The organism is Bordetella bronchialis (assembly GCF_001676705.1).
Classification (GTDB): domain Bacteria; phylum Pseudomonadota; class Gammaproteobacteria; order Burkholderiales; family Burkholderiaceae_B; genus Bordetella_C; species Bordetella_C bronchialis.
This window is the reverse complement of the sequence record NZ_CP016170.1, coordinates 2,286,301-2,308,769: the sequence shown is the minus strand read 5'-3', so window position 1 is coordinate 2,308,769 and position 22,469 is coordinate 2,286,301. Positions and strand designations below refer to the sequence as shown.

Below are 22,469 nucleotides of genomic sequence, written 5' to 3'. Positions count from 1 at the left end.
GTTCCCGGGATGCATGGCATGAGCTTGAACGCACTGATCGTCCAGCTGCTGAACGGCCTGGCGGAAGCTTCCACGCTGTTCCTGGTGGCCGCCGGCCTGTCGCTGATCTTCGGCGTGACGCGCATCGTCAATTTCGCGCATGGCTCGCTGTATATGGCGGGCCTGTATGTGGCCTATAGCCTGACGGAACGCTACGGATCGTCGGGCCTGGGCTTCTGGGGCTGCGTGTTGCTGACCGCCGTTGCGGTCGGCGTGCTCGGCGCGCTGATCGAGATCATCCTGCTGCGCCGCATTTACCGCGCGCCCGAACTGTTCCAGCTGCTGGCCACCTTCGCGCTGGTGCTCGTCATCAACGATGCGGTCCTGGCCGTTTGGGGCCCGGAAGACCTGCTGGGCCGGCGTGCCCCCGGACTGGCCGGGGCCGTCACCCTGCTGGGCCGGCAGTTTCCGGTCTACAGCCTGGTCCTGATCGCCATCGGCCCCATCGTGCTGGGCCTGCTCTGGCTGCTGCTGACGCGCACGCGCTGGGGCACGCTGGTGCGCGCCGCCACGCAGGACAGGGAAATGCTCGGCGCCCTGGGCGTGAACCAGGCATGGCTGTTCACCGGCGTATTCGCGCTGGGCGCGGCGCTGGCCGGCCTGGGCGGCGCCGTGCAGTTGCCGCGCGAACCCGCCAGCCTGGGCCTGGACCTGCGCACCATCGGCGATGCCTTCGTCGTGGTGGTCGTAGGCGGCATGGGCTCCATCCCCGGCGCCTATATCGCCGCCCTGCTCATCGCGGAAATCAAGGCGCTCTGCATCGCCATCGGGACCGTGAGCGTGGCGGGCCTGCAGTTCTCCCTGGCGCCGCTTACCCTGGTCGCCGAGTTCCTGGTCATGGCCATCGTGCTGGCGGTGCGCCCATGGGGCCTGCTGGGCCGCCCCGCCCCGGCCGTGCGCAGCGCCGCACCTGTCGAGGCGCCGCTGCGGCCGGCATCGCGCGGCCTGCGCTGGCTGGGCGCGGGCATACTGATCCTGCTCCTGCTGCTGCCCCTGGCAAGCGGGCGCTTTCCCTATGCCACCGTGCTGCTCACCGACATCCTTACGGCGGCGCTGTTCGCGGCCAGCCTGCACTTCATCATGGGTCCGGCGGGCATGCATTCCTTCGGTCATGCGGCGTACTTCGGGCTGGGCGCGTATGGCGCCGCCCTGCTCCTGAAAAGCCTGGCCCTGCCGATGGAGGCCGCCCTGCTGCTGGCGCCGGCGGTAGCGGCCCTGGGGGCGCTGGTCTTCGGCTGGTTCTGCGTACGGCTGTCCGGCGTCTACCTGGCCATGCTCACCCTGGCGTTCTCGCAGATCGTCTGGTCGGTCGTCTTCCAATGGGATGGGCTGACGGGGGGATCCAACGGCCTTACCGGCCTTTGGCCTTCCGCATGGCTGTCGGCGGGACAGACCTATTACTACCTGACGCTGGTCCTGGCCGTGGCGGGCGTACTGCTCCTGCGCCGCGTGCTGTTCTCGCCCTTCGGCCATGCCATGCGGGCCGGGCGGGATTCGGCGCTGCGCAGCGACGCCATCGGTATCGACGTGCGGCGCGTGCAATGGGCGGCGTTCGTCATCGCCGGCCTGTTCGCGGGTCTGGCAGGGGCCATGTACGCCTTTTCCAAGGGCAGCATCGCGCCCGACGTCATGTCGGTCGGCAAATCGGTGGACGGCCTGGTCATGGTGCTGCTGGGCGGCATCCAGACCCTGGCCGGCCCCGTCGTCGGCGCCGCCACCTTTACCTGGCTGCAGGACAACGTGATGCGCGCCACCGAGTACTGGCGCGCCATGCTGGGGGGCGTCATCCTGCTGCTGGTGCTGGCATTCCCGCAGGGCATCGCCGGCTTCATCCGCGATGTGGCGGACAGGCTGCACGCCCACCGCGCGGCATCCGGCGCACGGCATGCGGACTCGCCGGGGAGATCCGCATGAGCCTGCTGCAGGTCCGCAAGCTGAGCAAGCATTTCGGCGGCATCGCCGCCGTCGACGATGTCAGTTTCGACGTTGCGCCAGGCGAACTGGTCGCCCTGATCGGGCCCAACGGGGCCGGCAAGTCCACCACCTTCAACATGGTGGGCGGGCAGATCGAGCCCAGCGCCGGATCCGTGATCCTGGACGGCCGGGAGCTGACCGGCCTGCATCCGCGCGATATCTGGCGCCTGGGCGTCGGCCGTACCTTCCAGATCACCGAGACCTTCGCCTCCCTGTCGGTGGTGGAGAACGTGCAGATGACCTTGTTGTCGCATCATCGGCAGGTCTACTCGGCATGGCGGCCCGCCGCCACCCGGTACCGCTCCCAGGCGCTCGCACTGCTGGACCAGGTCGGCATGGCGGACCAGGCCCACCGCCCCTGCAGCGAACTCGCCTATGGCGACGTCAAGCGCGTGGAGCTGGCCATGGCGCTGGCCAATGCCCCCAAACTGCTGCTGATGGACGAACCGACGGCCGGCATGGCCAGCGGCGAACGCAACGAACTCATGTCGCTGACCAGGCGGCTGGTGACCGAACGCAAGATGGCCGTGCTGTTCACCGAACACAGCATGGACGTCGTCTTTGCCCATGCCGACCGCATCATCGTGCTGGGACGGGGAAAGATCATCGCGCAAGGCAGCGCCACGGAAGTCCGCGCCCACCCGGAAGTGCGGCAGGTGTACTTCGGATCGGGATCGACCTTCGAGGCAGACGCCATGCATGGCGGCCGCAAGCCCGCGATCGCCGGGCAGGCCGCGCAAAGCGATGTCCTGCTGCGTGTACGGAAGCTGAACGCCTGGTACGGCGCCGCCCACATCCTGTTCGACATCGACCTGGACGTCCGCCGCGGCGAGGTCGTCGCCCTGATGGGCCGCAATGGCGCCGGCAAATCCACGACCTTGAAAGCCATCATGGGGATGCTGGACAAGCGCCGCGGCCACGTGGAATTCATGGGCCAGGACATCTCGCACAAACGCCCGCACCAGATCGCCCGGATTGGCCTGGGCTTCGTGCCGGAGGACCGCCGCGTCTTCGCCGGCCTGACGGTCGAGGAAAACCTGCACGTCGGCCGCCAACCGCCGCGGCATTGGCCCGACGGCCGACCGGCGCCGCAATGGACCGCCGCGCAGCTCTACGCCCTATTCCCCAACCTGGCCACCATGCCAGGCCGCCCGGGCGGCCGCATGAGCGGCGGCGAACAGCAAATGCTGACCGTCGCGCGCACGCTGATGGGCAATCCCTATCTGGTGCTGCTGGACGAGCCCTCCGAAGGCGTCGCCCCGGTCATCGTCGAGCAAATGGCGCAAGCCATCATCGAATTGAAGAAGCAAGGTGCGAGCGTGCTCCTGTGCGAACAGAACGCGCGGTTCGCCGACATGGTCGCGGATCGCGAATATGTGCTTGAGAAAGGCGAGATGGCCGGGCGATAGACGCCCGGCCGGCGCCGCCATATTCATCCAGCCGCCTCCGGAAGGGTCTCGTTCAGCTTGCGGGCCATGAAGCGCGCATTGGCGAACGCGCCGAACGGAACAAAGGCAAGGGCAATCGCCCGGATCGCGTCTGCCCTGCGCCAGTTGGACTCGCTCGCCGTCTGCGCAACGATCCACACGTAGCACAGAAACGCCATGCCATGGACAGGCCCCATGACTTGCACGGCGTCGGGCCATCCAAAGGCATATTTCAGCGGCACGGCTATCGCCACGAGCAGGAGTAGCGTCGTGCCTTCGGCGAAGGATACGACTTTTATCGTTCGGATTTGGGTCGACAAGGCCGTTGTTTTGGACATCGCGGTAGGACTCCACTGAAACGGAAGGATTTATACCGCCGCCGACAACGCGGCCGTGAGTGGCAGAAACGACAAAGATCGATCTGATACTGCCATCCTTGGTAAGATCCACCGCGATGCATTGGAAACGGGCCAGGCAATGAAGAAATCCCCTCGCAAGAAAGTCGGTGTCCTGGCCCTGGATGGCGTGATCCCCTTCGATCTGGGGGTAGCCTGCGATGTGTTCTCGCGCACGCTGCTTGCGGACGGCCGGGCGGCGTATCAGGTACACGTCTGCGGAGAAGCCGCGCGTGTCAATGCCGGCGCGTTCACGCTGCAACCGCCCGCGCGCCTGGCGGCGCTCGACCGCGTCGACATCATCGTCGTTCCCGGCATCGAGGACATCGCCCAGCCGCCCTCTCGCGCCGTACAACGCGCCCTTCGATCCGCCCACGCACGGGGCGCGGCGATCGCGTCGATCTGTACCGGCGCCTTCGTGCTCGCGGCCTGCGGGCTTCTGGACGGCAAGCGCGCAACGACCCATTGGGCGGCGGCCGGCGAACTCGCGCGGCGATTCCCGCGCGTCACGGTCGACGCCAACGTCTTGTATGTCGACGAGGGGACCATCGTCACCTCCGCGGGTTCCTCCGCGGGCCTGGACATGTGCCTTTACCTGGTCGGCCGCGATCACGGCCAGGCCGTGGCGGCGCAATCGGCCCGGATGGCGGTCGCGCCGCTGCAACGGGACGGCGGCCAGGCTCCCTATATCCGGCAGGCGCCGCTCGCTTCCGCCGACAGCCTGTCCCCGCTGCTGGATTGGCTGTCGAAGAACCTCGACCAATCGGTGGATATCGACGCATTGGCGGCGCGGGCCGCGATGAGCCCCCGCACCTTCGCGCGCCGGTTCCGCGAGCAGACCGGAACGACGCCCATCCAATGGTTGATCGCCAACCGGGTGCGCCGCGCCCAGGAATTGCTGCAAAGCTGCGATCTGTCCGTGGACAGGATTGCGGCCGCCGCGGGCTTCGACTCGCCCGTCACGTTCCGCGCGCGCTTCCGGCGCCTGGTCGGTGTCACGCCTTCCGAATATCGCCGGCGCTTTGGGGGCCCGGGTTCAACCACGAGCGCAAGGTTTCATTCAGCACGCGCCCGGCGATAGACCTCCTGCGGGCCCCATGCCCCGCCACGACATATAGGACAGGCGCGGACATCAATCCGTGGATCCGGCTTTCACTCTACCGTTGAGCGTTGCGGGGCCTGTCATCACGGCACGAAGGCGATCGCCCGCATCGGACGCGTCCAGCGCCGACAGCCGCTCGTCGAACTCGCGGCGCACGTCGGGGACCGGCCCGGCCAAAGCCTGCTGGAAGGCACGCCGCATCCACGCGACCCCAGAGGTGCTCAGGCCGCCGTCGACGGCGACCTCCGTACCGGTCATGAATGTCGATAGCCTGGAAGCCAGGAACACGATGACCTGCGCGACCTCGCGGGCGGTCGCTTCCCGGCCCATGGGGATCGCATGGCGATTCGCCTCGATATGGCCGGGGGGCGCGGCGTCGGTCAAGGCGGTCGCGATCGTGGCGGGATGAACGGAATTCACCCGTATGCCGCGCGGGACCAATTCCAGGGAGACGGCTTTCGTCAAGCCGCGCAATGCCCATTTGCTGGTGGTATACGACGTGTCCGTATGGGATATCAGGCCCGCGGTCGACGACACGTTGACGATCGCACTGGTGCCACCGTCCGGCATCAGCGGCGACATGGCCTGGATGCCGAGAAACGCACCGGTCACATTGACCGCCATCACGCGATTCCAGGTGTCCAGGGGCGTCGCCAGACCGTCCCGCGCGATGATGCCGGCGTTGTTCACCAGCACATCCAGTTTCCCGTACAGCGACTTCACGCGGTCGGCCGCGGCCCGCCATTGCGCCACGCTGGACACGTCCAATCGCAGCGACACCGCGTCATGTCCCTGTTCCGACAAGGAACGGGCCTGCATGTCGAGCCCCGGCGCGATATCCGCCAGCAAGACACGCGCACCCTGTTCCGCGAAAAGCCGGGCCGTCGCGGCCCCAAGCCCCGAAGCCGCGCCGGTGACCAGCACGGCGCGGCCGCGCAAGCCGAAGATATCCGCATCGCAGTCCAAAGCCGGGGTGGTCCCGGCCTCTTTGTCGTCGCTCGCCATCATGCGCCTGTCATCCTTTATAGGCGCTTGCCATGGCCTTGATCTTGCCCACGTCGAAGTTGTTGATGTCGTCGATCAAGGCGTTCGTATAGAAGGCCTTGAAATCCTTGATATCCAGCTGGTTGAGCGCTGCCTCTTGCTGGAACTCGGTTTCGTTGATCGCGCCCATTTTAGTGTCGGGATACGGCGGGTTGTACAGCTTGATCCGGCGGCTGATGGCGTTCAGGATGGATTTGACGGCCTCCGCCTTGCCGCTGCCGCGCGGCGCCGTTTCCGGGTACATGGCCAGGAAGGCGCGCGCCCCGGCGTCCGGATCGGCCAGCACGAATTGCGACGCCTTGCACACCGACCGCCCATACCCGACCAGCATGTCGCGCTGCGACTGGAACGTTTCCTTGCGCGCCATCAGGAACTGCCCGCCCACCATGGGCAGTTTGTCGGGACGCGGCAGGAAGGATATGGCGATACCGGCCGCTTCGATCTGGCCGAAGCCCGTATCGTAATAAGACAGCGCGTCGATCGCGCCGCGTTCCAGCGCGACGCCCGCCGGCACGCCGTTGCCCACGGCAACGAACTTCACGTCTTTCTCCGGATCGATGCCCAGGCTTTTCAGCACATTCTTGGTCACCGGATAGTCCGTGGCCGCGAAATCCGACACGCCGATCTTCCTGCCTTTCAGGTCCTGGTAGGACTTGATCTCCGACCCCGGCTTGACGACGATGTCCCATTTGTACGGATAGGTGTACTCGTAGTAGTTCAGCGAGGAATTCCATTCCCCCTTGGCCAGCAAGGGCAGGCCGAAAGACGGCACGCCTATGCCGATGTCGACGTCCCCGCGGTCGACGGCTACCTGGACGTTGGAATTGCCGCCCAGCGCTTGGGGCCGCACGGTCAGGCCCTCTTGCTTGTTGAAGCCCAGCACCTCGCCGATGACGCAGTTGATGACATTGGGCGCCATCGCTTTCTGCCCGATGCCGAAGCGAACCGGCTTCAGGTCGGCGGCCAGCAGCCGCTTGGGCGCCAGGGCCAGGGCCGCGCCAAAGGCGCTCGTCGCCAGCATCCAGTCTCTACGTGATATCTGCATTTTTTGTCTCCTCCGTATGGATTCTTATCGACTGTTCCGGCGCGCCCAATGGACCACGCGACGCTCTATCCGGTTCACCGCGCCATGCAACAGCACGCCCGTCACCCCCAGGATGATCAGCAGGGCGAAGACGCCCGCCACATCCGATACCGATTGCGCCTGCGTGATCGCGACGCCCATGCCCTGCTGCGCGCCCAGGAACTCCGCCACGATCGCGCCCAGCAGCGCGTACACCACCGCCATGTCCAGGCCTGCGAAGATGAAGGGCGCGGCATTGGGCAGCTTGACGATGCGGTAGATCTCGAAGCGCGTCGCGGACAGCGAGCGCATCAGGTCGATACGTTCGGGTTCGGTGGCGCGCAGGCCGGTAAAGCTATTGATCAGCAGCGGAAAGAAAGCCAGCAGCGCCGCGATGGCGATCTTGCTGCTGTCGCCGAAGCCCAGCCAGATGACGATTAATGGCGCGATCGCCACCTTGGGCAGGCTTTGCAGCGCGAAGGCATAGGGCATTACCAGCTTCTCGACGACCTTGCTTTCCGCCATCAGGGAGCCCAGCACCAGGCCCAGCGCGGAGCCGATCGCGAACCCCAGGGCGGCATTGCTCAATGTGCTCCACAAGGGGCGGTAGAAACCCGTGCTGCTGGTCGGATCGACCGCGAGCCCCGCCCACAGCGCGTGCAGCACCTTCATCGGATCGGGCAGGATGTAGGACGGGATGTGCAGGAAACGCACGCTCAAGAACCATATCGCGATCAGCGCCACGAAGCCGGCCACCGCGATCGCCGATCCGTCCAGCGCACGCTTGCCGCGCCGGGCCGGCGACACGGCGCGCACCGCCTCCGCGGACACGGGTTGTAAGGCTGCATTACTCATGAGTGCTCTCCTGCTCGTTCAACAAGGCGCGGATCTCCCGCGCCAGCCGCGCGTACTCCGGATGGCTGACGATGGAGTCGAAGGTCCGCGGACGCGGGATGGGCACCTCGATCTCCCGCAAGACCCGGCCTGGCCGTGCCGACATCACCACCACGCGGTCGGCCAGGAAAATCGCCTCGGATATGCTGTGCGTGATCAGCACCACCGTCTTGGCATTGGCCTGCCAGATGCGCTGCAGCTCCGCGTTCATGCGTTCGCGGGTCAAGGCGTCCAAGGCGCCGAAGGGCTCGTCCATCAGCAGGATCTTCGGATCGCGCGCCAACGCACGGCAGATCCCGGCCCGCTGCTGCATCCCGCCCGACAGCTCATACGGATACCGGCCGCCGAAGTCCTTGAGCCCGGCCACCGCGAGCAGATCGGTGATGCGCTGTTCGGCCGACTCGCGCCTGCCGCCGACGCGCAAGGGCAAGGCGACGTTTTCCCGTACCGTGATCCAGGGCAGCAGATTGGCGGCCTGGAATACCACCCCCACTTCTCCCGAAGGTCCGGTCACCTCCACGCCGCCCAAGGTCAGCGTGCCGCCGTCGCAGGTATCCAGGCCGGCCAGCATGCGCAGCAAAGTGCTTTTGCCGCAGCCCGACGGACCGACGATGCACACGAACTCGCCGTCGCCGATGGACATATCCACGCTGTCGACGGCGTGCACCGTGTCGCCGGATGCGGTCACATAGGTCTTCGATACGTTCTGGATGCGGATCAGCTCGGTCCGCGGCACGGCGGCGCCGTCCACGACCTTCAGCGGCGGCGTGTCCGGTCCGGCCGTCGATGGCGCTATCGCCATTGCATTCCTCATGTCTGTACTCCTCCAAATTCCACCGTACCGGCGCCGGCGCTATAGCGAGGCGCCGGCGCACATCACGATGTTCTGACCTGTTATGGCGGCCGCCGCTGGCGAAAGCAGGAACGCCACCAGCCCCGCGACTTCCTCGGCCTGGATGAACCGGCCCATGGGCGGCCGGACCGGGGGCGCGGTCCCGCGCGCGGGATCGTCCAGCATGGCGGTCCGCGTCGCCGCGGGCGAAACGATATTGACGGCGATCCGCCGACTGACGACCTCCAGGGCCCAGGACCGCGCCATGCCCGTCATCGCGGACTTGCAGGCGGCATATTGGCTGCGTCCCGCGGCGCCACTGGCCGTGCGGCTGCCGATCAACACCACCCTGCCGCCATCCGGCATCCTGGGCATGAGCGCATCGGCCATGATCTGCGCAGCCAGGATGTGGACGCGCCACATCCCCAGGCCGTCTTCCGCGTCCAGGGCACCCAGCGGCGCGGTCTTCATATAGCCGGCGCAATGGATCATGGCGTCGGCGTCGTCCAGCGCCGCCACGGCCGCCTTCAATCGCGGCGCATCGCACAGGTCGCACGTGACGGCACGAAAGGCCGCGTGATCCAGCGCCGGCGGCGCCAGGTCCAGCCCCGTCACCGTCCAGCCATCGGCCAGCAAGCGACCGGCGGTCGCCAGGCCGATTCCCGAGCTCGTGCCGGAGACGACCGCATGCTTGCCCATGCGCTTACGCCGCCGACTTCTTCAGCAGGTTGGCGTGGCGCAAGGCGTCCTCGATCGCCTGCAATTCCTGTTTGCCGGGCGCGTGCGTCGGCGGGCGCACCGTACCGTCGGCGATGATGCCGGCCATGGCCATGGCCGCCTTCATCCGGCCGTGCGCCTCGCCGGTCGGCTCGCCGCTGCCATAGACGGCGTCCTTCAGCGGCGTAATCAGGCTCTGGACGTACATGGCTTCTTTCAGGTCGCCCTTCTTTACCGCCGTCAGCAGGTCATGGATCAAGCCGGGCACCAGCGACGCAAAGCCCACCAGCGCGCCATCGATGCCCTGCACCATGGAGGCCAGCAGGTACTCGTCGTGGCAGGTCAACAAGGCCTTGGTCGGATCGGCCTCGCGTATTGCCTTGATGTCGCGCGCGTACTTGTTCATCTCGCGCTCGCCCATTTTGAACGCGGCGACATGCGGCATGCGCGCCAGTTGTGCGAGCAGGTCGGTGGAATACGAGCCCCGCGTCCATGCGGGATAGATGTGCACGATCAGTGGCAGCCTGGTCGCTTCGCCGATGGCATTGAAGTAGTCCAGGCAATGCTCGGGCTTGAAGCCGAACCGCAGCCAGTGATGCGGCGGCATGATGTCCAGCGCGTCGGCGCCCGCCTCCTTCGCCCAGCCGGCCTGCTCGACCGCGTCGTTGATGCCCTCGCAGACCACCGACGAGACGACGGGGCAGATGCCTTTCACCGCTTCGGCGGTGATGCGCGTCACTTCCGCGCGTTCGCGCGGGGTCAGGGAAAACACCTCGCCGGTATGGCCGTTGGTCATCAATGCCGAGATGCCGGGCTGCCTGCCCAGCCACTGCGCGAACTGGCGCAGATTGGGCTCGTTGATGCTGTAGTCCTTGTTGAAAGGGACGGCAATGGCGGGAATGATGCCGTGATAGTCGATCGTTGCCAAAGTGCTCTCCTGCGGGGATAGGGCTGCGCCTGCGCGGCGCGGCGCCGAAGTGGTGAAGTCCTATTCGCCGGCCAGCCGGTGCGGCGCGAAACTTCCGGTGGTGGTCAGGGCTTTCGAGAGTTCGTTCGCAGCCTGTACGACGGGCTGCGCCGTGGACTGGACAAAATCCGCCAGCGTGGTGCGGATGGCCGGCGCCGCTACGCTCAGGGCCGCTACCGGCACGCCGTCCTGGTCGAACACGGGCGCGGCCACCACGTACAGGCCGGCCACGGTCTCCTGGTCCGAGACCGCGTACCCCAGTTCGCGGATCGCATCCAGGCGCGCGAGCAAGGTATCGATGTCGGTAATGGTGGTGGCGGTCAGCGCCTTCAGCGGGCGCGCCTGCAGGACCTCCATCCGCGTGTCGTCGTCCGACCATGCCAGGATGGCCTGCCCCACCGCGCTGGAATACGCCGGCACGCGGCTGCCGATACGGATCTCGACCGCCAGGCGCGTGAGACCCGCCTGTACCCGTTCGGCATACATCACGTCGGCGCCGTCGAGTACGCCGACCGATGCGGCTTCATTCACTTCACCGACCAGCCCGCGCAGGATGGGGCGCGCCCGTGCGCGCAGGTCGGATCGCGCGATGGCATGGAAACCCAGGTCCAGCACCTTCAAAGAAAGGCGGAACTTGCGCGTACCGGGAACCCGCTGCACGTAGCCGATGGCCACGAGGGTATTCAGAAAGCGAAAGGCCGTGGCGTTATCCACGCCCGCGCGCCTGGCCACGTCGGCCATGGTCAGCTCCGGCTCCTGGGAGGTAAACGCCTCCAGAATCCGGAAGCCTTTCGCCAGGGATTGCACGAGGTTCTTGGCCTCTGCGGGATCCGGCTTGTCCTGCGTCGCCATCATGTCTCCTGGATCGTGAGTTCGCGGTCCGTAGTTCGGAATACGAATTTTTATTTATTTCTGTCGCCATAAAAATCGAGCGGACGGCTCGACGGTTTCAGAAAATTCGGAATGCGAACTCTTATTTATATAGTTAAAAGTCTAGTGGGCAGGAATACGAGGCGACATAGGGACTAACCCCCGGTCGCCGGGAAAACACACGTCCCATTCCCTTAGCAACAGAAGTGACGATGAATCCGAATCCCCGACAGGCCACTGGCGCCCCGGCCTCCCGCGGCCAGGGCCGAACGATAGACCTTATCGAAAAGATCGCGCTGATCGACGGCCACTGGCAACCCCGTGTCGTCGCGGAGATGAACGACTACCAGTTCAAGGTCGTGAAACTCGCGGGCGACTTCATCTGGCACGCGCACGCCGATACCGACGAGACCTTCATCGTCTGGATGGCGAACTGCGGATCGAATTGCGTGGCGAATCCGGCCCTTCCCCCATCGTCTTGCGAGCCGGGCAGATGGCCGTCGTCCCCAAGGGCGTCGCACACAGGCCCCGCGCGATAGGCGAAGTGAAGCTGCTGATCGAGCCGCGCGGCGTGGTCAACACGGGCGATACGACGCCGAGCTCCTTGACCGTCGCCAACGACCAGTGGATCTAGCCGAACAGCAAGCCAACTGGATGCCTGCGTATCGTCAACGCCTGGCCTCTTGCCGCAATGCATCGGCGAACGCCTCGGCCAGCGACAGGCGTGCGCCCGGCGCCGGAAAGATAAGCGCGGCTTGCGAAGTCAGGGTTTCCTCCATGGGCTTCGCCACCACGCGCGGCCCGATAAAGGATTCGGCGGACCACTTCGAGACTATCGTCATGCCCGCCCCCGCCGCCACCAACGCGCAGGCCAGCAATGAGTTGGGCGTTTCCAGCACGACATGCGCCGCCGCGCCGCGCCTGGAGAACGCGTCATCGATCTGGAACCGCAGAAAACCATGCTGTGAAAGCAATATCAGCCGTTCGCCCACCAGATCCGCCACAGAGACCTTGCGCTTGCGCGCCAGCCTGTGTCCGACCGGCATAACCGCCATCGCGGGCGCCGGCGCCAGCGGCTCGATGGCAATCGCCGAGCGGGACAGCGGCTGCTCCACCAGCCCGACGTCATACTGGCGTGTGGCCACGGCCTCCGCCACCTGGCGGGACGGCATGCTCTGCACGAAGGCCGTCACGTGCGGACGCGGGGCCAGGAATGCGGCTATCGCCCGCGCGACCAGCCCATGGGACAGCGCCGGCATCGTCGCGATGCGGACAGCCCCGGCGCGCTGAAGCCGGATGTCTTCCGCGACCTCTGCGATCCGGTCCAGCCCGCCGTAGATCGGCTCGATCTCGCGATAGAGGACCTCCGCGTCCGGCGTCGGACTGAGCCGCCGGCCGTGGCGTTCGAAAAGCTTATAGCCCACCCGCATTTCGAGTAGCGCGATCGCCCGGCTCACCACAGGCTGGGTCACGTTCATCAAACGTGCCGCCGCGACGACCGTTCCCGTCTGCATGACCGAGTAGAACGCCTCGACCTGCCTTAAGTTCAGTGTGGCTCGCATATATAGCATTTGAACATAAGCAGGATGGCAAATTCGAATTGTCCGATCCCCGCGCTGCGCTCATGATCGCTGGAGGACGCCATCCGGCGCCGGGAAAATCCACGCACAAGGGGAATTCAATGATCAAAACCGCAATCGCGGCCTTAGGCATGTGCGCACTGGTCGGCAGCGCTAGCGCGCAAGCGCAGTCCTATCCCGACCGGCCGATAAAGCTTGTCGTCGGGTTTTCCCCAGGTGGGGGCTCCGACACCACCGCGCGCCTGCTCGCGACGGCCCTGGGCACCAGGCTGGGCCAGCCCATCGTGGTGGAGAACCGGCCCGGCGCCAACACCATCATCGCCACCCAATACGTCGCCAGCCAGCCGGCGGACGGCTACACCCTGCTGTTTACCTCCGCGTCCTTTGCCATCAATCCGTCCTTGCAGAAGCTCAGCTACGACTCCGACCGGGACTTCGCGCCCGTCGCCCTGGTCGACACCATCCCCTTGCTGCTGGTCTCCAACCTGGACGTGCCCGCCAAATCCGTCGGCGAACTCATCGACCTTGCCAAGAAGCAGCCGGGCAAACTCAGCTACGCCAGCTTCGGCCTGGGCAGCGCGGCACATCTGGCCTCGGAGCAGCTGCTTGCCATGACCGGCACCGAGATGGTCCACGTGCCGTACAAAGGCAGCGCCCCGGCCCTGGCCGATGTCATGGGCGGCCAGGTCACGATGATGATGCCGGGCATCGGCTCGGCCGCCAGCCTGGTCAAGGGCGGCAAGGTTCGCGCGCTGGCCGTATCGGGCAGCAAGCGGGCCACCGGCATGCCGGATGTCCCCACCATCGCCGAGGCCGGCGTGACCGGTTTCGACGTGGTGACCTGGGAAGCCATCCTGGCGCCCGCCGGCACGCCCGCGGCCATCGTGACCAAGCTGAATGGCGCGCTGCGCGAGGTCCTGGCGACCCCCGCCATACGCGACCAGATGATCCAGATGGGGATGGAGCCCGACGGCACCAAGTCGCCCAGCGAGGTCACGGCGTACATCAAGCGCGAGGAACAGAAGTTCTCCACGCTTATCCGCGAACGTCACATCGAGGCAAAGTGAGCAACGCATGACCTCCGGTCAGATCACCATCATTGGCGCGGGCATCGTCGGCGTCGCATCCGCGCTGTGGTTGCAGCGGTCAGGATTCTCCGTAACCCTGATCGACCGCGGCGCGGTCGGAGAGGGAGCGAGCTTCGGCAACGCCGGCAACATCAGCCCGGGGGCCGTCGTGCCCTACACCATCCCGGGCGTTATCCGGCAGGCGCCGGGCTGGCTGCTGGATCCGGAAGGCCCGCTCGTCGTGCGGGCCGGCTACTTTCCCAAAGTGGCGCCCTGGCTGATAAAGCTGGCGCGCCACAGCAGCACGGAAGAAGCACTGAAAACCTCGCGCGCCATGCGGGTGCTGCATGCAGGAACCTTCGAAGCCTACGACGCATTGACGCGCGGCACGCCGGCCGAAGGGCTGATCGAACGCTGTGGCCAGCTGTACGTCTCGGAACGGCCACACGGCGCTCAGGGATCTTTGCTGACCCAGTTCATGCGCGAGGCGGCAGGCGTCAAGACGGTCGTGCTAAGCAAGGACGAGATTCGCCAGGTGGAGCCGACGCTGGCGCCTATCTTCGCCAGCGGCATGCTCCTGCCCGACAACGGCCGCGTCCGTAATCCGCACCAGCTTGTACGGCTGCTGGCCGAGGAGGCCCAGCGCCACGGCGCGGTTATCGTGCGTGGCATGGTCACAGGATTCGAGCGAGACGCCGGGCGGGTCAGGGCCGTAATGGTCGACGGGCAGCCTCGCCCGGTGGAGCGCGTCCTGGTCGCCGCCGGCGCGACGTCCGGCCAGCTGGCGCGCATGTTGGACGCGCCGGTGCCGATCGAGCCCGAGCGCGGCTACCACATCACTATTTCAGAGCCGGAGAGCATGCCGCGCATCCCGGTGACGAACGTCGATGCCAAATTCGCCGTCGCGCCGATGAATATGGGCCTGCGATTGGCCGGCACCGTCGAATACGCCGGCTTCGATGCACCGCCCAACTGGAAGCGTACGGCGCTGCTTGAGAAACAGGCGCGCCGGATGTTTCCGACGTTGAGCATGGCGAGTGTCACCCGATGGGCTGGCGACCGCCCTACTTTGCCGGATGGCTTGCCGGTGCTGGGGCGGGCGCCGGGATACGGCAATGCGTATTTTGCGTTCGGGAACTCGCATTTCGGCATGACCGCCGGGCCGGTCATGGGGAAGACGATTGCCGAGATTATCCGGGGCGAAGCGCCGTCTATCGATATAGGCGGATTTTCGCCGACCCGCTTTTGCTGATCAGCGCGGGGCTATCCGGACCGGGCGGCCTTGTAATGCCGCCGCTCTGACGATGCCAGGGGGAGAATTCGCAAGATTCGGGGCGCCGACCGTCGTGGCGCTATGCATTCCCATGACGCTTGGCATATGCTCGCGGAAGGGATTTCGGCCGCTCGTCTCAAGCGTGACGGCCACTACTCTGTGCAGGCGAGTGCGGGGGATTCACCATGACTGATACCAACATGCCCACCGATGACGCGATCCACATCGGTCAATTGGCCATCCGATACCTGATCGACGGCACCGCCACCGGCGGCCTCGGCGTTTTCGAGCTGACCGTCGCGCCAGGCTCAAAAGTGCCGCCAGCCCACAGCCACACGCATAACGAAGAATGCGCGTATGTGCTGGAGGGCGTGCTCCGATACTCGGTAGATGGTGTCGAGCGCGATCTCAAACCAGGCGAATGGATGCATACGCCGCCCGGGTCGGTGCACCAGTTCAGCAACCCGCACGCCGAAACAGCGCGAGCATTGATCATATTGACACCCGACATCGGCCCCCAATACTTCCGCGATGTCCGCGACGTCGTGAGTGCCGGCGGCCCGCCGGATCGGGCGAAGCTGATGGAAGTGATGTCCCGATACGGACTAGTGCCGGCGGCGCCCAGGTGAGGGAAAGAAAACCGGCAATCCTCGTCGCGTGATCCCTTGGCGCCGGAATCATGTTTCGGCGCGGATGCCATCAGGGTCATATCCGTGGTAAGCCCCATCGGCGCATCGGAGCGGCCATCAGAAAAGTATTGGAACGCTTTCCCTTCTATTGCAAGCAATGCCGCGTGTGCGATTGCCACTTACCCGATCCTTTAGTCAGGCTCAGGAATAAAGAGGGCACCATGTCAGGATCCAAGCAAAGATGCGGTGAAGTGTGCGAAGAAAAGGACACGACAGGCGGTCCGCCTGCTGCAGTCGAACGGACGGGACAAGAAAGCGCCCCCGTGAATGGCCTGCCCCCATCCATATGGAATCGATCATCGGCAGAAATCATCACGCGCTGCCGCATCGAGGACAAACCTGTTCCCCTTGCGGTGAATAGCAGCGATGCGGCGGTTGCGCTCCGATTCCCACTCGGCAACCGGGTGCCGCGCCGCCCACGGCCAAGGTAGACGCCGATCCGGTCTGCCGAGGCGATTTCCATGGATCGTCGGGATATACATCTAGACGCTCCATGCCGCACGTCAGTATGCGAGGAACGGCTCCCATTGTTCCGCTACATAGCTCCGTTCTGTGTGCGCGTCATGTTACCGACTACGAGCATGACCCGCAGACGAAAATATCGAACGGAGGCAAGATGCAGTTCAGCAGGAAAAACATCGCGGCGCTCACCTTGGTCAGCGCTGCTTTGCCATGGGGTGCGACCGCATCCGACCAAGAGGCGGCATACCCGCAGCGCCCGGTTACGCTGGTGATCGGCTATCCACCCGGCGGCGGTGCCGATGCGCTGGCCCGCCTGCTCGCGCAATCCATGGGTGAATCCCTTGGGCAGAAAATGATTGTCCAGTACAAACCTGGTGCCGCTGGCAATATCGGTGCGGAGTATGTCGCGCGTACGCCGCCGGACGGCTACACGGTCTTCCTTGGCGGGCGACCAAACACCATTCACAAAACGATGTACGAACGCATGAAGTATGACTTCTCCCGCGACTTGGTTCCCGTGGGTTTGGTCGCAACGATGCCGTTCATCATGGTCTCTGGCACGCACGCCCCGATGGCAAGCGTACAGGATCTCGTGCGATTGGCCAAAACGTACCCAAGCGCTCTGACTTGCGCGTCCGATGGGGTGGGGACGACATCGCATCTGCTCTGCGAGTTGCTGCAACAGGACATGGACATCGACATGCAGCACGTCCCATATCATGGCGCCGCGTCCGCGTTAACCGACGTAATGGGCGGCCGGATAGACATAACCATCGTGGACGTTGCCTCGGCGGTATCGAACATCCAGGCTGGAAAACTCAGGCCGATCGCCGTTATGTCCGGTATGCGGGTACCGGAAGTGCCTTATGTACCGACCATGGAGGACGCGGGCATACCCGGGTTCGACCTTGGGGCTTGGTGCGGGCTTGTCGTGCCCGCCGGTACCCCGGCTCATGTAATCGTGAAACTGAACCAGGCGATCAACGAAGCGCTAGCGGATCCGGCGCTGCGCGATGCGATGGCGAAGATGTCCTTTGCTACACCGCCGCAACCCAACACGCCTACGGCATTCAAGGAATTGATTGCAGAAGAAACCGACCGGTGGACGGCAATATTACGTTCGCGGAATATCAAGCCGCTGCACTGAGCGCTATGTGGGTCTTGTCCGATTTGTCGGGGCGCGTGAGGGCGATATCAAGCTCGAGGCTCGCCGAAGAATGATCCATATGCCTGCCTTGAAGGACCTGCTCCCGCGGCTGGAGCCATCAATAGACAATCGCCGTACTCGTCACATAGTGGTCGTTCAGAGCGAACGTAAACAGAAAGTGCTTTCACGCGCAAAGCTACGCCATCGCGTGGCTGCTTTATCCGAGAGCAGCCTTGCGCCGCGCGAGGAAGTCCGTCCTCCACTGCACGAGGGTCTCAATGTCTGCCTTGAGCTCTGGCTCGTCAGGGATGAACGCCGGGGTCTCGGTCGACTGGCTGTGCTCGTAGCAAGAGTACTTGGTCATCAAGGTGTCGAGGTACACGCAGTCAGGAGCGGTGATTGCCGATAGTGCCTTCAACTTGCCGTCTGTCGTCACGCTCCGCCTATGCCGCTTAACGATAGTGTTCAGTAAGTCGTCTTCGACCGTACGCTCAAGGAGCTTGCGGAAGTCCGTGCAAATACCCTGGGCGTGGGCCTTATAAACGTGACTACCGCCTGCCTCACCAGCCTTCTTGGCTTCCCTTAACCGCTCGAGCAAGCTATTGCTGGCGGCATCCGTCTTCGAGTTCCATACCGCCTGGGCTACGGGGTGCCCGGCTGCGCCCAGGAATGTCTCAATGCAGCGTTGAACCAGATTGCTTTCTCGCCACTTATCACCGTTCTTGCGTGCCGTGTCTTCCAGGGCCCCGTAAAGGGACAGGCGGTGCGTGAACACCAGAACCTGGCGCGTCTTCGCCAGCTCCGCCAGCCTCCTGGCTACAGTCCACTCAAAGTCCTGGTCGAGCGACGAGATAGGGTCGTCGAACACGAAGGGAGCGATGTTGGGCTTGCCCGTAACGTCAGCGAGGAACGCCGCGAGGGAGATGATGCGACGCTCACCCTCGCTGAGGATCCCGGCCGGCTCTTCTTGCCCTCCCTTTACCCCGGTGAGTTTGACCTGATGCAGGGCTCGCCCTTTGTCGGTGCGGGTCTTGACTATCGCGACGCGGACTCGCTTGGCTCCGAGGGCCTCAAGCTCCGCATTGAAACGGTCCACGTAGCTCTCGGTAATGACCTTCTCGGCGACCTCGCTGGCCTTCATGGAAACTCGCCTTGGACTGGCAAGCCCCTTCCAAGTCTCAAAGTCGTTCCAGGCCTTGCGCCGTTCGACCTCTGTGATGACAGCGACCTTCTGCTGATAGACCCATAGCTGCGCTTCGAGCGCCAACTTGTCCTTGGCGGCCTTGGCGCGGTCGAAGAGCTTAGCGTCCTTGTCCAACTGCATCGCTTCCGCCTCAAGTGCCTGCGCACGTACCTCCAAGCGAGCAACGAGGTCGGTAACCGCGGGCGCGGGGAATGCAGGCCCGTTCACCTCCCTGACAACTAGCGCCTCACTGGCTAGACGAGCAGCGTGCCAGAAGGCTTTCAGACTCTCAAGCCACTCGGGTTCTTCGAGGGCAGCCGCTGCACATTGAGTCATCAACTGTTCCTCAGTGGGCACAACTGGCAACGCTGCGACAGCTTTTCTGTGTGTCTCTTCGGCAGCTTTCGCCTCCTCTTCGAGCTTGCTTCCAACAAACGCTTCGAAGTCTTGGAGGCGCTGCTGAGCATCAGGATGCAGCTCTTGATGGCAAAGGAGGCAGCGCGCGTTGTCGGTGACAGGGAATCTCCTCTCCGGGTAGGCCAGTTGCGAGTATTCGCGAGCGGCTCTCCACATCGCGTGCCAAGTCGGCTGGCCGACGCCGTCAAGGATCGCCGATTTGACCCTTGCGGCCTCCGTTGCTACGAGCCTCTTCTCCTTGGCAGCGGTCTGCAGCGCTCGAATGGCCTGAACTCCAGCCTCGCCCAGGGCAGCCTCTCCCTTACTCAGTGCAAAGGCAATCTGCTGAACCTGTGCCTTCCTGGCTCTGCGCTGGGTTGCCACGGCTGCAGGGTCGGCTACCTTGAGCCGCTCTGTCAGATCGTGCAATTGCTGGGCGTGCTCCTGCGTCCACGCAGTGAGCTGGTCGACATCCGCCGCCGTCATGTTGGGCTGTAGAGCGGCGTAGTGGCGAGCCGGCTCGGTGGCTGCGAACTCAGCAGGCATAGCCGGCAGGCCACTCACCAGCTTAGCTTGCTCGGTCTGGAGAGCTCCCTTGACGCTGTCACACGCTGCGGCAAGCTGCTCGAACATGAAGACAAGCGGCGGCACGTAGACCGCAGAGCTTTCCTTGGTCAGGTAATGCTGTGCCTCGTCGCTGTCAAAAATGTCTATCGCTCGAAGCGCGTCGAGCGCCTGGTCGTCAGCATTCCAGACCGACGCCATCGTGATCTGCCCATCTTTGAACTCAAGCTTGCACTGCCGGACCGCAGGCGCGTCCCCAAAGACATTCGCCTTCAGAGGCGCTGCCCGGGGCTTGCCGCCGGCTCTCTTTAGGATCCGTGTGTAGCCGGACTTGCCAGAACCGTTGTGCCCATAGACAACTACCAGATTGCCCGACCCAAAGTCGAGCGCCGCCTTGGGCGACAGGTTCTCGATGCCCTGCACATTCGAGATGCTAATCAATCGCAGCTCGCCCGGAATCGCGGGCGTCTTAATCAGCGAAGCGTAGGCTCGATGCTTGGTGACCGACTGGCCCTTGTCAGTTTTCAGCAGCGCTGCAACGGCAGCAATGTCCTCGTCATGCAACCGGCCCTGATTTAATAGCCTGTCTGCGGCCTCTTGTAGCCACTCTGGTTGCGTCAGCAGCCAAGCCTTTATCTCCTCGTGGACTTGACTCATTCTGTCTCCCTGGGTGCCTGATGTGAAAACAATGTCAGGAGTATGTCGTGAGCAGCCGCGTACCGCATACTCCATCGAAGCTTTCGGTCGGTGACTGGACAGCTCCACATCAACTACTCGTCATCTCCTGAGATAAGACTTCCTTCCGCTATCGGAATAACAAAAGGTCCCGCCTCGCGGACCGGTGCAGTATTGGCCGGAACGGCAACTGCATCCTCCATCGGAACTTGGTGCGAGCGATTTTGGCGCGACTGCGGCGCCGCTTTCGCCCGGTATAGAGCAAGTACGCTTTGACGCGCTGAACGAACCGTCCCGGCATAGAAACTTCCCATCCACGCAGTGGTCGACTCCGCCCTTGCTCCCGGAACAGGGGTAGTTCGATGAATATGCCGGTACCGCAAAGTACAGCGCCAGCAGTATCAGCAGAAGCGCACGCATCGTCATTTCCACACCAGATTGGCGAGGCGAGGGAAAGACGCCCAATGAACCGGACCTCGGTTTGCGCTCATTACTCGACTCTTCGCTGCTTCAAGAGCTTATTGATCTCATTGACCGCGTTACGCTCTTCGAGCTGGAAGGCATTGGGCTCGAACGTGAGCTTCAACGAGGACAATCCCAGATAGAGAGAACCGCCCCCCAGGAGAAACGATGCAAGGTCTGCCTTCCCGTTAAAGGTGGCCCAACCGGCGGCGGCGCAAAGTAGAAGGACGCTGAGCGTGTAGAAAGGCATCAGGCGCTTGACCTTTCTCGCTTGTTCCAGCTTTATGTTTTCCTGGCGAAACGGGCGATCGAGCAACAGGTGCTCACTTGAACAATGAATGAACAGTTTGTGATCGTTGGCGGCGTTGTCCGTGACGGTGAAGTCGCCCTGGACGGTGATGTGCCCGTCATTATTGAAATCGCGCAACAGTCGCCTCCTGCCTCTCTATGTGCGAGGATTCCTTCGCGGAGGAACGGGATTGGCGGCCCCTCTAGCCGATCCATCACCCCACCAAAGAGGAAATTGGTTACATCCTACGCACGAAGATACACAAGCTTCAATCCCGCGAACGCAGCCACGTGCGTTTTTCAAAACGAATCGCTGTACATGCGCAACGGCCATCCTGGCCGTTGACGCCGTCTTTCTGTCTGATAGAATTAAGTTCTGCTGAACGCACCAGCGGGGCCGCGCGCCGGCTCACATACGAATAAGGCTGGGGCGCCGTCTTCATCCACGACTTCTACGCCTCGGGAGGCAGCGTGAACCACGGCACCGGCGCACACATACGCGCCAACGGAATTCGCCAGCACTACCTGCACTTCCCGGGCGCCGGGCCGGCCATCCTGATCATCCCCGGCATCGTCAGTCCGGCCATCCTCTGGCGGCACGTCGGCGAATGGTTGTCCCGAACCCCAACCCAAACCCACACTCATACCCAAACCCCGGACTGCTACATCCTTGACGTCCGAGGCCGCGGCCTGAGCGAGGCTGGCCCGCATCTCGACTACGGCGTCGACGCCTGCGCCCAGGACGTAATCGCCTTCGCCAAGGCGAAGAACCTCCAGCATCCCATCCTGCTAGGCCACTCCATGGGCGGACGCATCGCCGTGCGCGCCGCGACGCTGGCGCCCAGTCTCTTCAGCCACCTGGTGCTCGTAGACCCACCCACCAGCGGCCCCGGAAGACGCCCCTACCCTGTCCCGAAAACCCGGACCGTCGACCTGCTACGCGCCGCCCACCGGGGCGAAGCGCTGGAAGCGATACGACGCAGTAGCGCCGCTCCCTGGCCCGAAGACCTGCAGCAGCTGCGCGCCGAATGGCTCTCCACCTGCGACGAGCGCGCCGTCCATGTCGCCTATGACGATTTCCACAATGAAGACATGTTCGCCGACCTCGCCCGGACCAAGGAGCCCATCTCCCTGCTATGCGCGGGCGAAGGCGGCGTCGTCTCCGACCACGACATCGCGGAAATGAAACAGCTGCGCGGCGATCTGCACGTCACGCGCCTTGCCGGCGTGGGCCATCAGATGCAGGCGGAGAATTTCGAAGCATTCAAACAGGCATTGGCCGGCATCCTCGAACCATCGCTGCCCGGGGTTCATGCCGCACATACAGACAGCTCCGGTGGCGTCTCCACCTGACATCCT

18 protein-coding genes and 3 pseudogenes are annotated in these 22,469 nt (G+C 64.3%); 10 read left to right on the top strand and 11 right to left on the bottom strand.

Going from position 1 to position 22,469, the window contains the following annotated elements; all coding sequences use genetic code 11:
• Positions 1-18 precede the first annotated feature (18 nt).
• The 3 genes and pseudogenes from BAU06_RS10400 to BAU06_RS27030 all read left to right on the top strand — a co-directional run.
• A complete protein-coding gene (locus BAU06_RS10400; protein ID WP_066358775.1) occupies positions 19-1,953 on the top strand; it encodes an ABC transporter permease in 1,935 nt (644 codons plus the stop codon).
• Positions 1,950-2,699, top strand: a pseudogene (locus BAU06_RS27035) (ABC transporter ATP-binding protein); the annotation flags it as partial. The gene BAU06_RS10400 and the pseudogene BAU06_RS27035, both read left to right, overlap by 4 nt.
• A 9-nt stretch (positions 2,700-2,708) precedes the next feature.
• Positions 2,709-3,410, top strand: a pseudogene (locus BAU06_RS27030) (ABC transporter ATP-binding protein); the annotation flags it as partial.
• Positions 3,411-3,445: 35 nt separating this feature from the next.
• Here the strand turns inward: BAU06_RS27030 and BAU06_RS10390 are convergent.
• Positions 3,446-3,778 (bottom strand): DUF3817 domain-containing protein, encoded by a 333-nt coding sequence (locus tag BAU06_RS10390; protein WP_066348285.1) that lies wholly within the window; start codon positions 3,776-3,778, stop codon positions 3,446-3,448.
• Positions 3,779-3,917: 139 nt separating this feature from the next.
• On the opposite strand from BAU06_RS10390, the gene BAU06_RS10385 reads away from it, so the two are divergent.
• Complete coding sequence (locus tag BAU06_RS10385) at positions 3,918-4,916, top strand: GlxA family transcriptional regulator (protein ID WP_066348283.1); 999 nt, start codon at positions 3,918-3,920, stop codon at positions 4,914-4,916.
• Positions 4,917-4,967: 51 nt separating this feature from the next.
• Here BAU06_RS10385 and BAU06_RS10380 read toward each other — a convergent pair whose 3' ends face one another.
• From BAU06_RS10380 to BAU06_RS10350, 7 genes are read right to left on the bottom strand one after another with little or no spacing between them, the layout of a single operon-like run.
• Complete coding sequence (locus BAU06_RS10380; protein WP_066348278.1) at positions 4,968-5,945, bottom strand: SDR family NAD(P)-dependent oxidoreductase; 978 nt, start codon at positions 5,943-5,945, stop codon at positions 4,968-4,970.
• 7 nt (positions 5,946-5,952) lie between these two features.
• The gene (locus tag BAU06_RS10375) at positions 5,953-7,026 is read right to left on the bottom strand and encodes an ABC transporter substrate-binding protein (RefSeq protein ID WP_066348276.1); all 1,074 of its coding nucleotides are present in this window, start codon (positions 7,024-7,026) and stop codon (positions 5,953-5,955) included.
• Positions 7,027-7,050: 24 nt separating this feature from the next.
• Positions 7,051-7,899, bottom strand: coding sequence for an ABC transporter permease (locus BAU06_RS10370; protein ID WP_066348274.1), 849 nt, complete (start codon positions 7,897-7,899; stop codon positions 7,051-7,053).
• A complete protein-coding gene (locus BAU06_RS10365) occupies positions 7,892-8,752 on the bottom strand; it encodes an ABC transporter ATP-binding protein (RefSeq protein ID WP_231934043.1) in 861 nt (286 codons plus the stop codon). The genes BAU06_RS10370 and BAU06_RS10365 overlap by 8 nt, the downstream gene beginning before the upstream one ends.
• Positions 8,753-8,791: 39 nt before the next feature.
• Positions 8,792-9,469 carry an SDR family NAD(P)-dependent oxidoreductase gene (locus BAU06_RS10360; protein WP_066348271.1) on the bottom strand — a complete coding sequence of 226 codons (678 nt, stop codon included), beginning with the start codon at positions 9,467-9,469 and terminating at the stop codon, positions 8,792-8,794.
• A gap of 4 nt (positions 9,470-9,473) precedes the next feature.
• The gene (locus BAU06_RS10355; RefSeq protein ID WP_066348268.1) at positions 9,474-10,415 is read right to left on the bottom strand and encodes a dihydrodipicolinate synthase family protein; all 942 of its coding nucleotides are present in this window, start codon (positions 10,413-10,415) and stop codon (positions 9,474-9,476) included.
• Positions 10,416-10,475: 60 nt separating this feature from the next.
• Complete coding sequence (locus BAU06_RS10350) at positions 10,476-11,309, bottom strand: IclR family transcriptional regulator (RefSeq protein WP_231934042.1); 834 nt, start codon at positions 11,307-11,309, stop codon at positions 10,476-10,478.
• A 227-nt stretch (positions 11,310-11,536) separates the two neighbouring features.
• Here BAU06_RS10350 and BAU06_RS10345 point away from each other — a divergent pair.
• Positions 11,537-11,958, top strand: a pseudogene (locus BAU06_RS10345) (cupin domain-containing protein).
• A 34-nt stretch (positions 11,959-11,992) separates the two neighbouring features.
• Here the strand turns inward: BAU06_RS10345 and BAU06_RS10340 are convergent.
• A complete protein-coding gene (locus BAU06_RS10340) occupies positions 11,993-12,886 on the bottom strand; it encodes a LysR family transcriptional regulator (protein WP_231934041.1) in 894 nt (297 codons plus the stop codon).
• Positions 12,887-13,005: 119 nt separating this feature from the next.
• Here BAU06_RS10340 and BAU06_RS10335 point away from each other — a divergent pair, with 119 nt between their 5' ends.
• From BAU06_RS10335 to BAU06_RS10320, 4 genes are all read left to right on the top strand, one after another.
• Entirely contained in the window at positions 13,006-13,971 is a 966-nt protein-coding gene (locus tag BAU06_RS10335; protein WP_066348260.1) for a tripartite tricarboxylate transporter substrate binding protein, read from the top strand.
• Between the two features lie 7 nt (positions 13,972-13,978).
• Positions 13,979-15,223, top strand: a complete 1,245-nt coding sequence (locus tag BAU06_RS10330; protein ID WP_066348256.1) for an NAD(P)/FAD-dependent oxidoreductase — start codon at positions 13,979-13,981, stop codon at positions 15,221-15,223.
• A 206-nt stretch (positions 15,224-15,429) separates the two neighbouring features.
• The gene (locus tag BAU06_RS10325) at positions 15,430-15,873 is read left to right on the top strand and encodes a cupin domain-containing protein (protein ID WP_066348251.1); all 444 of its coding nucleotides are present in this window, start codon (positions 15,430-15,432) and stop codon (positions 15,871-15,873) included.
• Between the two features lie 553 nt (positions 15,874-16,426).
• Positions 16,427-17,542, top strand: coding sequence for a Bug family tripartite tricarboxylate transporter substrate binding protein (locus BAU06_RS10320; protein ID WP_082993612.1), 1,116 nt, complete (start codon positions 16,427-16,429; stop codon positions 17,540-17,542).
• 217 nt (positions 17,543-17,759) lie between these two features.
• Here BAU06_RS10320 and BAU06_RS10315 read toward each other — a convergent pair whose 3' ends face one another.
• Both BAU06_RS10315 and BAU06_RS10310 read right to left on the bottom strand, forming a co-directional pair.
• The gene (locus BAU06_RS10315) at positions 17,760-20,342 is read right to left on the bottom strand and encodes an AAA family ATPase (RefSeq protein ID WP_066348247.1); all 2,583 of its coding nucleotides are present in this window, start codon (positions 20,340-20,342) and stop codon (positions 17,760-17,762) included.
• 508 nt (positions 20,343-20,850) lie between these two features.
• Positions 20,851-21,249 (bottom strand): hypothetical protein, encoded by a 399-nt coding sequence (locus tag BAU06_RS10310; protein WP_066348245.1) that lies wholly within the window; start codon positions 21,247-21,249, stop codon positions 20,851-20,853.
• A 332-nt stretch (positions 21,250-21,581) separates the two neighbouring features.
• Here BAU06_RS10310 and BAU06_RS10305 point away from each other — a divergent pair, with 332 nt between their 5' ends.
• Positions 21,582-22,463 (top strand): alpha/beta fold hydrolase, encoded by an 882-nt coding sequence (locus tag BAU06_RS10305; protein ID WP_066348237.1) that lies wholly within the window; start codon positions 21,582-21,584, stop codon positions 22,461-22,463.
• The last annotated feature ends 6 nt before the right edge of the window (positions 22,464-22,469 follow it).